This window comes from Streptosporangium sp. NPDC023963 (genome assembly GCF_040639135.1).
Classification (GTDB): Bacteria; Actinomycetota; Actinomycetes; order Streptosporangiales; family Streptosporangiaceae; genus Streptosporangium.
Map to the genome: position 1 here is coordinate 114,189 of NZ_JBEZZK010000012.1, position 14,427 is coordinate 128,615.

15 protein-coding genes are annotated in these 14,427 nt (G+C 72.3%); 8 read left to right on the forward strand and 7 right to left on the reverse strand.

Annotation, left to right across the window (positions count from 1 at the left end):
- Nucleotides 1–2: 2 nt before the first annotated feature.
- From AB0F88_RS30165 to efeB, 7 genes are all read left to right on the forward strand, one after another.
- Nucleotides 3–1,157, forward strand: a complete 1,155-nt coding sequence (locus AB0F88_RS30165; RefSeq protein WP_362691498.1) for an inorganic phosphate transporter — start codon at nt 3–5, stop codon at nt 1,155–1,157.
- Nucleotides 1,154–1,357 carry a hypothetical protein gene (locus AB0F88_RS30170; protein WP_362691501.1) on the forward strand — a complete coding sequence of 68 codons (204 nt, stop codon included), beginning with the start codon at nt 1,154–1,156 and terminating at the stop codon, nt 1,355–1,357. The genes AB0F88_RS30165 and AB0F88_RS30170 overlap by 4 nt, the downstream gene beginning before the upstream one ends.
- A gap of 52 nt (nt 1,358–1,409) precedes the next feature.
- A complete protein-coding gene (locus AB0F88_RS30175; protein WP_362691504.1) occupies nt 1,410–2,195 on the forward strand; it encodes an SDR family NAD(P)-dependent oxidoreductase in 786 nt (261 codons plus the stop codon).
- Nucleotides 2,185–2,838 carry a TetR/AcrR family transcriptional regulator gene (locus tag AB0F88_RS30180; protein ID WP_362691507.1) on the forward strand — a complete coding sequence of 218 codons (654 nt, stop codon included), beginning with the start codon at nt 2,185–2,187 and terminating at the stop codon, nt 2,836–2,838. Before AB0F88_RS30175 ends, AB0F88_RS30180 begins: the two co-directional genes overlap by 11 nt.
- A 263-nt stretch (nt 2,839–3,101) precedes the next feature.
- Nucleotides 3,102–3,998, forward strand: coding sequence for an iron uptake transporter permease EfeU (gene efeU / locus AB0F88_RS30185; RefSeq protein ID WP_362691510.1), 897 nt, complete (start codon nt 3,102–3,104; stop codon nt 3,996–3,998).
- A 21-nt stretch (nt 3,999–4,019) separates the two neighbouring features.
- Complete coding sequence (gene efeO / locus AB0F88_RS30190) at nt 4,020–5,174, forward strand: iron uptake system protein EfeO (RefSeq protein WP_362691513.1); 1,155 nt, start codon at nt 4,020–4,022, stop codon at nt 5,172–5,174.
- Nucleotides 5,175–5,209: 35 nt separating this feature from the next.
- Nucleotides 5,210–6,469, forward strand: a complete 1,260-nt coding sequence (gene efeB / locus AB0F88_RS30195; RefSeq protein WP_362691516.1) for an iron uptake transporter deferrochelatase/peroxidase subunit — start codon at nt 5,210–5,212, stop codon at nt 6,467–6,469.
- A gap of 83 nt (nt 6,470–6,552) precedes the next feature.
- Here the strand turns inward: efeB and AB0F88_RS30200 are convergent, their stop codons facing one another.
- The 5 genes from AB0F88_RS30200 to AB0F88_RS30220 all read right to left on the reverse strand — a co-directional run bounded on the left by AB0F88_RS30200 (nt 6,553) and on the right by AB0F88_RS30220 (nt 10,776).
- On the reverse strand, nt 6,553–7,122 hold the full coding sequence (locus AB0F88_RS30200; RefSeq protein ID WP_362691519.1) for a methyltransferase domain-containing protein: 570 nt from the start codon (nt 7,120–7,122) through the stop codon (nt 6,553–6,555).
- 323 nt (nt 7,123–7,445) lie between these two features.
- Nucleotides 7,446–7,979 (reverse strand): hypothetical protein, encoded by a 534-nt coding sequence (locus AB0F88_RS30205; RefSeq protein WP_362691522.1) that lies wholly within the window; start codon nt 7,977–7,979, stop codon nt 7,446–7,448.
- A complete protein-coding gene (locus AB0F88_RS30210; RefSeq protein WP_362691525.1) occupies nt 7,976–9,268 on the reverse strand; it encodes a molybdopterin-dependent oxidoreductase in 1,293 nt (430 codons plus the stop codon). The genes AB0F88_RS30205 and AB0F88_RS30210 overlap by 4 nt, the downstream gene beginning before the upstream one ends.
- Nucleotides 9,269–9,469: 201 nt before the next feature.
- The gene (locus tag AB0F88_RS30215) at nt 9,470–10,132 is read right to left on the reverse strand and encodes a TIGR04282 family arsenosugar biosynthesis glycosyltransferase (protein WP_362691528.1); all 663 of its coding nucleotides are present in this window, start codon (nt 10,130–10,132) and stop codon (nt 9,470–9,472) included.
- Nucleotides 10,129–10,776, reverse strand: a complete 648-nt coding sequence (locus AB0F88_RS30220; RefSeq protein ID WP_362691531.1) for a glycosyltransferase family 2 protein — start codon at nt 10,774–10,776, stop codon at nt 10,129–10,131. The genes AB0F88_RS30215 and AB0F88_RS30220 overlap by 4 nt, the downstream gene beginning before the upstream one ends.
- Before the next feature lie 169 nt (nt 10,777–10,945).
- Between AB0F88_RS30220 and AB0F88_RS30225 the strand changes: the two genes are divergently transcribed.
- Nucleotides 10,946–12,277, forward strand: a complete 1,332-nt coding sequence (locus AB0F88_RS30225; RefSeq protein WP_362691534.1) for a hypothetical protein — start codon at nt 10,946–10,948, stop codon at nt 12,275–12,277.
- Nucleotides 12,278–12,373: 96 nt separating this feature from the next.
- On the opposite strand, the gene AB0F88_RS30230 is transcribed toward AB0F88_RS30225, so the two are convergent.
- The gene (locus AB0F88_RS30230; protein ID WP_362691537.1) at nt 12,374–13,360 is read right to left on the reverse strand and encodes an NAD-dependent epimerase/dehydratase family protein; all 987 of its coding nucleotides are present in this window, start codon (nt 13,358–13,360) and stop codon (nt 12,374–12,376) included.
- A gap of 118 nt (nt 13,361–13,478) precedes the next feature.
- Nucleotides 13,479–14,396 (reverse strand): AraC family transcriptional regulator, encoded by a 918-nt coding sequence (locus AB0F88_RS30235; protein WP_362691540.1) that lies wholly within the window; start codon nt 14,394–14,396, stop codon nt 13,479–13,481.
- Nucleotides 14,397–14,427: the final 31 nt, after the last annotated feature.

The window sequence follows — 14,427 nt, forward strand, 5'->3', positions numbered from 1 at the left end:
GCATGGATGCGAACTTCGTGTTGCTCGCCATCGTGATCGTCACCGCGCTGTCGTTCGACTTCACCAACGGCTTCCACGACACCGCCAACGCGATGGCGACCTCGATCGCCACCGGCGCGTTGCGTCCCAAGGTCGCGGTCGCGTTGTCCGCGGTGCTGAACTTCGCCGGGGCGTTCCTGTCGCTGAAGGTCGCGGCCACCATCGCGACCGGCATCGTCGAGACCGGCGCGATCACCCTGACGGTCGTCTTCGCCGGGCTGATCGGCGGTCTGGCCTGGAACCTGCTGACCTGGTACTTCGGCATCCCCTCCAGTTCCTCACACGCGTTGATCGGCGGCGTGGTCGGGGCCACGCTGATCGCGGCGGGCGCCTCGGCCGTCAAGGGCGCGGAGATCGTGTCCAAGGTGCTGATCCCGGCCGTGCTGGCGCCGCTGGCGGCGATCCTGGTGGCCACCGTCGGCACCTACCTGGTCTACGTCATCACCCGCAACGTCCCCGAGGACACCAGGAGGCGCGGGTTCGAATACGGTCAGATCGGCTCGGCCTCGCTGGTCTCCCTGGCCCACGGCACCAACGACGCGCAGAAGACGATGGGCATCATCACCCTCGCGCTGATCGCCGCCGGTGCCGTCGGCAAGGACGCGGGAACCCCGACCTGGGTGATCGTGGCCAGCGCGACCGCGATCGCGCTGGGCACCTACCTGGGCGGCTGGCGGGTGATCCGTACCCTCGGCAAGGGGCTGACCGAGATCGAGACCCCGCAGGGTTTCGCCGCCGAGGGCTCCTCGGCGGCCGTCATCTTCGCCTCCTCGCACTTCGGCTTCCCGCTGTCGACCACGCACGTGTGCGCGGGCTCGGTGATCGGCTCCGGCATCGGCAAGCACCTGGCCCAGGTCCGCTGGAGCCTCGCGGCCAGGATGGGGGCCGCGTGGCTGATCACCCTCCCGGCAGCCGCCGTGGTCGGCGCGCTGGCCTGGGCGAGTGCCAACGTGATCGGCGGCGCGCTGGGCGTCGCCGTCGTCTTCGGCGTCGCCCTGGCGCTGTCGGCGGCGCTGTACCTGGCCTCGCGGCGCCGGCCGGTCAACGCCGGCAACGTCAACGACGAATGGACCGGCCGGCTCGCCCCGGCCACCGGGACGAGGGAGCACGCGGCATGAACGGCTACGTCGACCTGGACGCGCTGTGGAGGGTCCTGCTCGCCTCGCTGCTGGCGGGCGCCGGCCTGGTCGCCGTCTTCTCCCTGGCCCTGGTCGGCCTGTCCAGCGGGCGGGCGGCCGGTCGCGCGGGAGCCGGGCTCTGCTTCCTGGTCGTCGCCGCCGGCGTCGTCCTCGGCCTCTACGTCATGCTCGCCGAATGACCGTCCGCCCGGGATTCTAGAGAGACTCTCTAGAATCGGTTACGCTTCCAGGGTGAGAGTCACCGCCGTCATCACCGGAGCCAACCGCGGGATCGGCCTGGCCACGGCCGAGGAGTTCGCCCGCCGCGGCCACCGGGTGGTGCTCGTGGCGAGGAATCCCGCCGCGGCGGACGAGGCCGCCCGGCTCGGCGCCGAGCTGGTCACCGGTGACCTCTCGACCCTGAAGGGCGTCCGGGCCACCGCCGAGGCGCTGGCCGGAACCTGCCCGCAGCTCGACGTGCTGGTCCACAACGCCGGGATCTGGCCGTCGGCGCGACGGCTCACCGAGGACGGGTTCGAGGAGTCCTTCGCCGTCAACCACCTGGCGCCCTTCCTGCTCAACCACCTGCTGGAGGACCGCCTGGACAGGGTCGTCCAGGTCACCGCGGGCCTGTACGCCATGGGCAGGGCCGACCCCGCGCGCACCCCGGCCGGCGCCGACTTCTCCGCCGTGCGCACCTACGCCGACACCAAGCTCTGCAACCTGGCGCTGATGCCGTTGTGGGCCGAACGCTGGAAACGGCGGGACGTCACGATCGACGCCGTGCACCCCGGGGTGATCAGGACCGGGCTCGGCGACCGGGGCGGCCCGGTGGGACTGCTGCTGAAGGCCGCGAAGCTGTTGTGGAAGGCGCCGGCGGACGGCGCGGCCCCCGTCGTGCGGCTGGCACTCGACCGCACCGGCACCGGCCGTTACTTCGACGTCGACCGCGAGACGCCCCTCGCCCCCGCGGCCGCCGACCCGGTGCGGGCGGAGAGGCTGTGGGCGCAGGCCGCGGAGCTGACCGGTGTCGCCTAGGCACCGGCGTGGCGAGGAGACCAGGGAGCGGCTGCTCGCCGCGGCACTGGACCTCTACGAGAGAGAGGGCGCGGACGGCTTCACCATGACGGCGGTGACCGGTACGAGCGGTGTCAGCGTCGGCAGCCTCTACCACCACTTCGGCAGCTTCGACGGGCTGGCGGCGGCACTCTACGCCCGCTGCCTGTCCGGCCTGCTCGACGCCGTCATCGCCGCGCTCGACGCGGTGCCGCCGGGGGAGGGGGCGGGGTCCGGCGAGGACGGCGAGGACGGCGAGGCGCGGGCCGCAGCCGGGATCGGGGCCGTGGTCACCGGATATCTGGGCTTCACCCGCGAGCACCGGGCCGCCGCGCACTTCGTCCACGCCTCCGCCTACGCCGCCTTCCTTCCCGCGCACGCCGCCCTGATCGCGCGGGAGAAGGAGCCCAGGCTGGCCGGGATCCTGGCCTGGCTGCGACCGTACGCCGAGGCGGGGCTGGTCGTGGAGCTGCCGGACGCGCTGACGGAGATGCTGGTCGTCGGCCCGGTGGCGGAGACGGCCCGCCGGTGGCTGGCGGGGGCTCCCGGCATCGACCTGGACGAGGCGTGCCGGTTGCTTCCCGAGCGGATCTGGCGATCCCTGCGAGCCGGCGTCTCGCCGTGACGCCGTCTCGTCGTGAAGCCGTGACGCCGTGACGCCGTGAAACCGTGAAGCCGTGACGCCATGAAACCGTGACGCTGTGAAGCCGTGACGCCGTCTCGCCGCGGACCTCGTGGCGCGGTCGTCCGGGAAACACGCGAGCCGATCGTCCTCGTCATGATCGTTGTCCCTGGTCGGAGACGTTACCCCGGTGCGAGTTCACCCTTTTGCAGAGAGTAAGGTTGCCCTGCCCTAATTTAGGTAAGGCTTCCTTCCATGGAGTGACGGTGTTCGCCAGCTACCTCATCGGATTGCGCGAAGGCCTGGAGGCCACGCTCGTCGTCTCCGTGCTCGTCGCGCTCCTCGTCAAGAGCGACCGGCGCGACCGGCTGCCCCTCGTGTGGGCCGGTGTCGGCGCCGCGCTCGTGCTGTCGGTCGCGTTCGGCGCGTTGCTCACCTTCACCGTCGCCCGCCTGGAATACCGGCAGCAGGAGCTGTTCGAGGCGATCACCTCGCTGCTCGCCACCGCGTTCGTCACCTGGATGATCTTCTGGATGCGTCGCGCCTCCCGTACCCTCTCCGGCGAGCTGCGGGCCAGGCTGAGCCAGGCCCTGGAGGTCGGCGCGACCGCGGTGGTCGTGATGGCCTTCCTCGCCGTGGCGCGCGAGGGCCTGGAGACCGCGCTGCTGTTCTTCGCCTCCGTGCAGGGGGCCACCACCACCGCCGTCCCGCTGGTCGGGATCACCCTGGGCCTGCTCACCGCGGTCGCGCTGGGCTGGGCCATCTACCGCAGCGCGATGCGGATCAACCTGACCAGGTTCTTCACCTGGACGGGCCTGCTGCTGATCCTGGTCGCCGCCGGCATCTTCAAGTACGGCGTGCACGACCTGCAGGAGGCCGGGGTCCTGCCGGGCCTGTCCACCCACGCCTTCGACATCAGCGGCGTGATGCCCGCCGACTCCTGGTACGGCGCCCTGCTGGCCGGGCTGTTCAACATCACCCCGCAGCCGAGCGTGCTGGAGACGGTGGCGTGGGTCGCCTACGCGGTGCCGACGCTCGCCCTCTTCCTGAGGCCGCGTCGCAGCCGCCCCACCGCCTCGCCCACCGATTCCCCGGCGGCCCCGGCGGCCCCGGCGGCACAGAATCCCCCGGCTTCCTCGACCAACCCGCAGCCCGCGGGCTGAAACCGCTCGAACAGGACGACCATGCGTACTTCCCTTGCCATCGCCGCGGGTGCTCTGGCCCTCGCCGGCCTCACCGCCTGCTCCTCCGAGCCCACCGCGTCCACCGCGGGTGCGGGCGCCGGAGCGTCCGCCGCTCCCGCCAAGGGCGGTCCCGTCGCGGTGGCCGCCACCGACACCGAGTGCAAGGTCGCCGTCACCGAGGTGGCCGCGGGCACCTCGACGTTCTCGATCACCAACGGCGGCACCAAGGTGACCGAGTTCTACGTCTACGCCGCCGGTGACCGGGTCATGGGCGAGGTGGAGAACATCGTGCCCGGCCTGACCCGCGAGGTGATCGTGGAACTGCCGGCCGGCAGCTACCAGACCGCCTGCAAGCCCGGCATGGTCGGCAAGGGCGTCCGCGGCCCGCTCAAGGTGACGGGCGAGCACAAGCCGCTCAGCGACGACGCCCAGCTCTCCGCCGCGACCGCCGGCTACAAGCGCTACATCAGGTCGCAGAGCGACACGCTGCTGACCAAGACGCAGGAGTTCGTCGACGCGGTCAAGGCCGAGGACATCGCCAGGGCCAAGGAGCTCTTCCCCGTCTCCCGCACCTACTGGGAGCGGATCGAGCCGGTCGCGGAGATCTTCGGCGACCTCGACCCGGCCATCGACGCCCGCGAGAACGACGTGGCCGAGGGCGAGGAGTGGACCGGCTTCCACAAGATCGAGAAGGATCTCTGGGTCACCAAGGACGTCAGCGAGGACGGGCCGGTCGCCGACAAGCTGATGGCCGACATCAAGACCATCGTGGAACAGTCCAACGCGGCCGAGCTGTCGCCCGTCCTGCTCGCCAACGGGGCCAAGGGCCTGCTCGACGAGGTCGCCTCCGGCAAGATCACCGGTGAGGAGGACCGCTACTCGCACACCGACCTGTGGGACTTCGACGCCAACCTGCAGGGCTCGAAGGCCGCGGTGCAGGCGCTCCGGCCCGTCCTGGAGGAGCGCGCCCCCGAGCTGGTGAAGACGCTGGACGAGAAGTTCGCCGGAGCCGAGGCCGCGCTCGGCGCACACCGCAAGGGCGACGGCTGGAAGCTGCACACCGAGCTGTCCAAGGACGACCTCAAGAAGCTGTCGGACGCGATCAACGCGCTCGCCGAGCCGATCAGCAAGATCGCCGCAGTGGTGGCCAAGTAGCGGATGGCGCGCCGCCACCGTGGGGGAGGGGTCCGATGAGCGGGAAAATCAGCCGCAGGAAGCTGTTCGGGATGGGCGCCGCGGGCGTGGCGGCCGCCGGCGCGGGCGCCCTCGCGGTGCGCGGGGCGGGCGGTGAGCCCCCGCCCGCGCCCGTCCGGGCCGCCTCGGCCTCCGACCCGGTCCCCTTCTACGGCGAGCACCAGGCGGGCATCGTCACCCCGGCCCAGGACCGGCTGCACTTCGTCTCGTTCGACGTGACGACCGGGAAGAAGGCAGAGCTGGCCGAGCTGCTGCAGGAGTGGACCGCCGCCGCGGCCCGGATGACGCAGGGCCAGGAGGCGGGCGCGTTCGGCGCGGTCGGCGGCCAGCCCGAGGCGCCGCCCGACGACACCGGCGAGGCCCTCGGCCTGCCCGCCTCCGGGCTGACGCTCACCGTCGGCTTCGGCGGGTCGCTGTTCGACGACCGGTTCGGGCTGGCCTCCCGCAGGCCGGCCGCGCTGGCCGACCTGCCGCACCTGCCCGGTGACGCGCTGCTGCCGGAGATCTCCGGCGGCGACCTGTGCGTGCAGGCGTGCGCGCACGACCCGCAGGTGGCGGTGCACGCCATCCGCAACCTGGCGCGCATCGGCTTCGGCCGGGTCTCGGTGCGCTGGTCCCAGCTCGGCTTCGGCCGTACGTCGTCGACCTCGCGCGCGCAGGCGACGCCGCGCAACCTGATGGGGTTCAAGGACGGCACCGCCAACCTCAAGCTGGAGGACGTGGCGCTGCTGAAGGAGCAGCTCTGGGTGGGAGCCGGCGACGGCGCCGACTGGATGACCGGGGGCAGCTACCTGGTGACCCGCAAGATCCGGATGCTGGTCGAGACGTGGGACCGGGCGCCGCTGGCCGAGCAGGAGCAGATCTTCGGCCGGGACAAGGGGGAGGGGGCCCCGCTGGGAGGGAAGGCCGAGTTCGACGCGATCGACTTCGACGCCAAGGGACCCGACGGGGAAGCCCTGATCAAGGACGACGCGCACGTACGGCTGGCGCACCCCTCCCACAACGGCGGCGCGCGCCTGCTGCGCCGCGGCTACAACTACGTGGACGGCTCCGACGGGCTGGGCCGCCTGGACGCCGGGCTGTTCTTCATCGCCTACCAGCGCGACCCCCACCGGCAGTTCGTCGCCGTGCAGAGGTCCCTGGCGGGCAAGGACTCCCTCAACGAGTACATCAAGCACGTCTCCAGCGGCCTGTTCGCCTGCCCGCCGGGCGTGCGCGACGCGGGCGACTACTGGGGCCGCGCCCTGTTCTCCTGAGTTCTCCCGGCCCTCGCGCCAATCGGGTGGGAGCCTTCACCCACGGCCGTCCGTGCCGTCGTCACGATCTGCGGCAGGGGCGTTCACGAGAGGGTCGCGAACCACCGCCCGGCCTCCTGCCAGTGCTCGGCGGCGGGGAACCCGCAGCGCCGGGCGAGCGAGCCGATGTCGTCGGCGGAGACGGTCGCCCAGGCGAACCAGTCGTCGGCCCGTTCGTCCTGGCGCAGGCGCAGGCGCTCCACCTCGCTCCGCGACCCGGGCGGGGAGAGCTCGGCGATCACCGCACCGCCCGGCCTGACCAGCTCCCGCATGCGCCGCAGCAGGGTCTCGGGGTCGCCGCCGATACCGATGTTGCCGTCGGCCAGCAGCGCCCTGGACCATCGGCCGGTGCCGGGAAGGGGATCGAAGACGCTTCGGTGCAGGGCCAGGCCGCCGGCGCGCCGCGTCAGGCTGACGGCCAGGGGGGTGATGTCGATGCCCAGGACGGGGATTCCCCTCCGGGTGAGCGCCACGGTCAGCCTGCCGGGCCCCGAACCGACGTCGAGGGTCGGTCCGTCGCATCGGGCCAGGATGTGCTCGTCCCCCTCCATGGGCCGCAGCCAGCACTCGGAGGCGAGTGGCCGGACACGGCCGTCGGAATATTCGACGTCCACGCTTTCTCCCCTCAGAGAGTCTTCGTAAAGGGCGCCGATCATGCAAATTTCCTGATTTCACAGAAAAAGCCGAAATGTTCGTCGGGTCGTACGATATTTCTTCCGGAGGCTCCGTGGCCGCAAGGGATTTTCCGGAAATTAAACCGGCAAGCGGAAATCATGGTGCGACGTTACCGCGACAAGGCAAGGTGAACTATTACAAACCTATGACGCGTACCCCCTGTTTACGCCACCGGTCAGGAACGCGTCGAAAGCGCCACGGAGTCGATTGGCCCGTGGTGCGAAAAGCCGATTGGCCCGTGGTGCGAAAACATCGAGCGTGGTCACCGATCGGCCTGATGCTCACCGGGCCGTCCGCCCGGCGGCCCGGCGGCACGGCGGCGCAACGCGTACAGGAGACCCGAGGCGGCGAAGAACAGGAGGCTCAGCAGCAGCCATCGCCCGAGGTAGGGGGTGGTGCTCAGCCCCGTCGCCTCCCGGTAGTTGTGCTCCGAGGCGCGCAGGATGAGAGGAAACCAGACGAGCAGCAGCAGGCCCGACAGCCCGGCCGGTACGCGCACGAAGTTGACCGGCGGCGGCCACCGGCCGCCGGGCGCCGGCCGGGACGGGGCTCCCGGGGGCCGCGACCGTGACCGGAGGGCGGTGTCGGCGAAGGAGTAGGACGGCACCAGCACCAGGTCGTGGACGATCAGGGCGCCGAGGAACCACAGCAGGAACCCCACCCATATCCCGGCGGCGACCACCCGGGTGGCGGCGTAGCCGGCCACCGCCAGGCAGGCGGCCAGGACGAGCAGGTGCCCCGGTCCGGCGCCGTACGCGGTCGTCCACCGGCGCGGCTCACCCTTGCGGCGGGTCACGAGAACGACCGGAAGTCGAGTTCGCGCACCCACTTGGTGTTGTGCACGCCGGGAGCGTTGGGCACGATGATCCGGGCCGGGAAGCCGTGGTCCATCGACAGGTCGGCGCCGTTGACCCGCAGCGCCAGCAGCGAGCGCGGGTCGGCCACCTGCCGGGCGCTCAGCGACGCGTGGCCGAACACGCCGCCGCGCTGCAGCGACCGGACGAAAACCCCGCTCCCGTCGGCGGCCCCGGCGAGCCGGGCCAGGTCGGCCAGCCGCACACCGGTCCATTCCTGCTCGGTGGACCAGCCCTCCACGCAGGCGATCGGCAGCGGGTAGGTGTGCAGCGGCAACGCCAGCAGGTCCGCGCGCGACAGCCGTGCCGGACGCGGCCCGGTCAGGGCCAGCCGCCAGCCGGGACCGGTTTCCGCCTCCCTGATGCCCACGCTGGACGCGGTCTTGTTCACCTGGAAGTCGTTCGGGCCCGGGCCGTACGTACGGCCGTGCGGGGCCAGCAACGCGGTGCCGCGCAACGGCCCGTCGAGGGTCTGGCCGACGGACAGGCCGAACATCGTCAGCGAACCACCGCCGACGAAGGCCAGCAGGCCGCGCCGGGACATGGTGGGCGGCGCCGGGGCGACGGGCACCAGCCCGTCGGGATCGGGAGGTTCAGGGCGGGTGTCGCGCAGGCGGGTGTGCAGCTCCCGGCGGAAGTCGCGAGATCGCAGAGCGGTGATCGCCCGGGGCAGCTTGAGGACGACGTGCGCCACGAGCGCGGCCAGGAAGATCCAGGCGCCGTACAGGTGGGCCGGGTAGAAGGAGAACGGGAAGACGTAGAGCAGCTGGATATTCAGGATGCCGGTGGTGAACTGGAAGACCGCGCCGCCGACCAGGAGCAGCAGGCCGGCCCGCTCCAGCAGCTGGGCGGGGGAGCGGGCCGGCGGCCAGGCGAACAGCTTGGGGATCACCGACCACAGCTTGGCCAGCAGCACCGGCACCAAGGTCAGCCCGAGGATGACGTGGACTCCCTGGTTGAACCGGTACAGCCAGACCGGACTGGTCGGCCAGTCGAAGAGGTAGAAGCCCAGCAGCCCTCTCTCCGGAGTGATGTCGTTGCCGGGCAGCTGCGGATTGTAGGCGGCATAGGAGACCAGGCCCGTGAGGGCCACGATCGGGATTCCCACCAGCAGCACCAGGCCGAACACCGACGTCAGCCACGGCCCCCGCAGCGGGCTGCGCCAGAACTCCGGGCGGAAGGGGCCCGGCGGCCGCTCGTCCCCCCGCAGCCACGCCCTTACCCGCGACATTTCCCTGCTCCTTGCGGGTCCGTCCCCGACATGACCGTGCCCGCGGGCGGCGTCCGACACCGATCACCCCCGAAGCCGGTGTCGGCGTAGGACGGCCACTTCGTCGCCCGCCGGTGGTCCTTATCGGAAAATTCCGCTCTCAAAGCCCCGCCTCTTCCCGTTTTTCACTGGATTCGTGCGCTCGTCGCCCGGCATGACGGCTCACCGGCGTCGACCGGCGTCGACCGGCACGGACGACCGGACGGCCGCCAGAGCTCCGGCGAAGCGGGATCCGGGCGCCTGCGCCGCGACGTGGAAGGCGTCGGCGGCGGTGTCGACGTCGTCCAGCTCCGGCAGGTGGGCCACGTTCAGCCCGGCCTCGTGCAGGCGTTGCAGCTGGGTGGCACCGGTGGTGGGCCGCGACATCGCCACGCCGAGCAGCAGGGACGGGTCGGGGCGGCACAGCCCGAGCAGCCAGAAGCCCCCGTCGGCCGCCGGTCCGTACACCGCGTCGTGAGCGGTCAGCAGGGTGAGGGCGGTGTTCAGCAGCTCCGGGGTGACCTGGGGGGTGTCCATGCCGATCAGGACCACCGGCAGCCCGTGCAGCCGGTGGGCGTCGTGGAAGGCGGCGGCCAGGCGCTGGTCGAGGCTGTCGCCACGCTGCGGGATGACGGTGAAGCCGTCCGGGAGCCAGGTCCCGGGACGCCCTTCGAGGGCGAGCACCCGCCGGTCGCTCCGCGCGGCCGCCACGGCGTGCAGCGTGTCCCGCAGGGCGGCCGCCGCCAGGTAGGCGGCCTGGTCGGGGGTGAACGGCGGGGTCAGCCGGGTCTTCACCCGCCCGGCCACCGGCTCCTTGGCGATGACCACGATCTGCGCGGCGCTCATGTCGTCTCTTCCATGACGCGGCGCATGTCGGCGATCGCCCGGAGGGTGCCGCGCACGGTGCCGGTCACCTTGGAGCGTCCCACGCGCGGCAGGTAGTCGACCTCGGCCTCGGTGATCCGCCAGCCGGCCGCGGCCGCGCGCAGCACCATCTCCAGGGGATAGCCGAACCGGCGGTCGGACAGTCCCAGCTCGACCAGTCCGGCGCGTTCGCAGGCGCGCATCGGACCCAGGTCGCGCAGCGGTGCGCCGGTGCGGCGCCGCAGGCGTGCGGCCAGCGCGGCGTTGGCGACCCGGGCGTGCACGGGCCCGGAGTGAGGCATCCGGCGACCGAGTACGAGGTCGCTCTCGCCCGCCAGGACCGGGCCGGCCACCCGTGGCAGCTGGCCCGGGTCGAGCGAGGCGTCGGCGTCCATGAAGCACACGACCTCGGCGGTCGCGGCCAGCAGTCCGGCGTGGCAGGCGGCGCCGAACCCGCGCCGCGGCTCGCTCACCACCAGCGCGCCGTGCTCGGCGGCGACCTTGGCCGAGCCGTCGGTGGAACCGTTGTCGACCACGATCGGGCGATAGCCGTGCGGCATCCGGCCGAGCACCCAGGAGAGCGCGGCCTCCTCGTCCAGGCATGGCAGCACCACGTCGATCTTCATGATCTCGAGGTTAGGCCAGGGAGCGACGATCACCTCTTACAAAGCGGTGACGTATATCCAGCAAGTGGTCGGCTCAGCTCTAGCTTTGGAAAGTGGCCGACGACTCAGGGCAGCGAATCGAAGCGGAGAGGAACATCCTTTGAGTGGTTCCTCGCCGGATGTTCCGGATATGCCGGATGTTCCGGACATATGGCCGCGCGAAGCAACGGTCGTGGCGCGAGGTGCCCCTGCCGCGAATCCCACCCGTGGCGGGGAGACGGCACGCGCGCTCCGGATCTGGGCACTGCTGATCGCCGGGTCCTTCGCGGCGGGCGCGGTCCTGCACGCGCTCGGCGTGCTCACCATCGACCACCTGCCGCCGCTGCACGGGCATTTCCGCGTGCCGCCCCTCGCGTTGCTGCCCGCCGCCGCGTTCGGAGGCGCCGCCGTGCTGTTCCTGCCCGTCCTCGCGGCGCGGCTGGGCTTCGGAAGCGCCCTGCTCGTGTCCTACGGCTGCGCGCTGGCCTGGACATTGCTGCTGGCGATCTCCGCCGACGGGCCGGCCGCCCCGCTGACCCATCCGCAGGAGTATCTGGCGGTACTGCCCGCGGTGGGCGACGACCCGCTGGGCTGGCTGGCCACCTTCACCCGGCATCTGCCGGACTACCCCACCCACGTGCGCGGGCACCCCCCGCTGCCCGTACTGGTGCTCTGGTCGCTGGCCGCGCTCGGGCTTCCCGGACCGCTGTGGGCGGCGCTGCTGGTCATCGCGGTCGGTTGCTCGGCGACCGTGGCGATCGCACTGACCGTACGTGAGCTGGGCGGGGAGCGGGCGGCCCGGAGGGCGCTGCCGTATCTGGCGCTCACCCCGGCCTCGGTCTGGATCGCCACCAGCATGGACGCCTTCTTCGCCGGGGTGGGCGCGTGGGGCGTGGCACTCCTGGTGCTCGGCGGACACGGCCGGATCGTGCGAAGGGTCTGCTGGGGGGCCGGCGCCGGGGTGCTGCTCGGCGCGCTGCCGTACCTCAGCTACGGCCTGGTCCCCTACCTGCTGATCCCCGTGGTCGTCGCGGTCGCCGCCCGCGTGCCGCGCGAGGCCGTGCTCGCGGTCCTGGCCGGTGCCGCGGCGGTGACCGCCGCCTTCGCCGCCGCGGGCTTCCTGTGGCCCGCCGGGGTGCTGGCCACCCACGCCGAGTGGGCGGCCGATCCGGGGGCCGCCCGGCCCTACCTGTACTTCCTGTTCGCCAACCTGGGAGTGCTGGCCATGCTCACGGGGCCGGCCACCGCCGCGGGCCTGGCGCGGCACGGCCCGGGCGGGTTGCGCGCCGTGGTGGCGGCCGCCGTGGTGGCGGTGCTCGCGCTGGACGTCAGCGGTGTGACGCGGGGCGAGGTGGAACGCATCTGGGTGCCCTACGCGTTGTGGGTCGGCCTGGCCGCGAGCCTGGCGCCCGGCAGGTGGTGGCCGGCCGCGCAGGTCGTGACGGGACTGCTGTTGCAGGGGCTGGTCCTCTCGCCCTGGTGAACCGTTCCCTCTCCATGGCGAACCGTTCCCGCGGCACGCCTGCGACACCCTCGGACAGCGTCGCGGGCGGGTCATCCCAGCGGGGCTGCGGGCGCGTCATCCCAGCGGGGCGGTGGCGAACTCCTTCATTCCCTCGGCGAAGGCGACCTCCGCGGCGAACCCCAGCTCCCGGCGGGCACGCTCCGGAGAGGCCACGACATGGCGCACGTCCCCCAGCCGGTACTCGCCGGTGACCACCGGGACGGGTCCGCCGCGCTGCTCGGCGAGGGCCGCGGCCATCTCGCCCACGGTGTGCGGCTCGCCGCTGGCGATGTTGTAGGCGGCCAGCGAGCCCGGTTCCCCGCCCCCCAGCGCGGCCACGTTGGCCCTGGCGACGTCCCGCACATGGACGAAGTCGCGGCGCTGGCCGCCGTCCTCGAAAACGCGTGGCGCGCGCCCCGCCTCCAGCGCCGACCGGAAGATGGCCGCGACCCCCGCGTACGGGGTGTCGCGTGGCATCCGCGGGCCGTACACGTTGTGATAGCGCAGCGCGACGGCGGTGCCGCCGGTCTCGCGCGCCCAGTTCGCCGCCAGGTGCTCCTGGGCGAGCTTCGTGGTGGCGTAGGCGTTGCGGGGGTCCATCGGCGCGTGCTCGTCGATGGCGGCCGGCGCCGCCTGGGCGCCGCACCGCGGGCAGCGCGGCTCGAAGGATCCCCGGTCCAGATCCGTGACCGCCCGCGGCCCCGGCCGTACCCGGCCGTGGGCGGCGCAGTCGTAGGCGCCCTCCCCGTACACCACCATCGACGAGGCCAGCACCAGCCTCGCCACGCCGTGGCGGGCCATCGCGGCCAGCAGCACGGCGGTGCCGTACACGTTCACCGACGCGTAGTCGGGCAGGTCGGCCACGTCCACGCCGAGCCCGACCTTGGCCGCCTGGTGCACCACGGCGTCCACCCGGCCCAGCGGTCCGTCCAGCGCCGTGCCGTCCCGCACGTCGGCGCCGGTACGCAGGTCGAGGCCGATCACGTCGTGGCCTGCGGCGCGGAGGGCTTCGGCCACATGGCTTCCGATGAACCCGGCCACGCCGGTGAGCAGTATCTTCACCCGGCGAGGGTATGCGGCGACGCCGCTGTCACGGCGGTCCGGCACACGGACGTTCGCGGACGGTAAGAATTCCAGGGCCGGACGGCCGCCGCGCGGCTCGCGGGGCCGCCGGAGTCGTTCACACCGCGCGTTCGAGGTTCCGGCGGAACCGGGCCGGCGTCGACCCGGTCGCCAGGCGGAACGCCCGGCTGAACGCGGACTCGGAACGGTATCCCACCTCGGCGGCGACCGAGGCGACCGTACGCTCGGTGTCGACGAGCAGTTCCGCCGCGGTCATCAGCCGGACGTGCGTGAGGAACGCGCCGACGGTCATTCCGGTGCTGCGGGAGAAGTGCCGGATGAACGTGGCCCGCGCCATCGCCGCCACGCGCGTCAGGCGGGCGATCGGCCAGTCGGCGCCGGGATCTCGAAGCACCTCGTCGATGACGGCACGGATCCGCTCGTCGTGGGCGGCGGTCCACAGCGCCGGTTCGGCGAGCCGCCCGCCCGATTTCCGCAGCACCATCGCGAGCAGCGCGTCGCAGAGTGCCGAGAGGACGGCGGCGGTGCCGGGCCCGTCGTCCCGTGCCTCCCACCGCATGATCCCGCCCAGCATCCGGACGATCTCGTTCACCTCGCCGGATTCCGCGAAGGACACATGTAGGGGGTGGGGAAGGCTCCGGAGGAGCATGGCCCCCGCGCCGGGGCCGAACGAGTAGTGCCCGCAGAAGAGGTCGATCACGCCCTCGCCCGTTCGGCTGCGGACGGTGGAGAACGCGCCGCCGGGAGTTTCGGACACCCCCTGAGCGGGTCCGGATCCGGTGGTGCGAACGCGGTGCGGCGTGTCGCGGGGGAGGAGCACGACGTCGCCCGGCCGGAGCTCGACGCGCCGATCGGGGAGCTCGAGCGTGCACGCGCCGTCGAGCAGGAGGTGGAAGGCCGCATCACCGTCACCCCGGGCGGGAATATCCATGACGGTCGCGCCGGCCAGCAGGCAGCGCTTGTCCAGGGTCGCCTGCGCTCTCGCCAGGCGGACGAGGTGACTGACTGAATCCATGATGAGACGCTCGCGATGAAAAATGAGACAA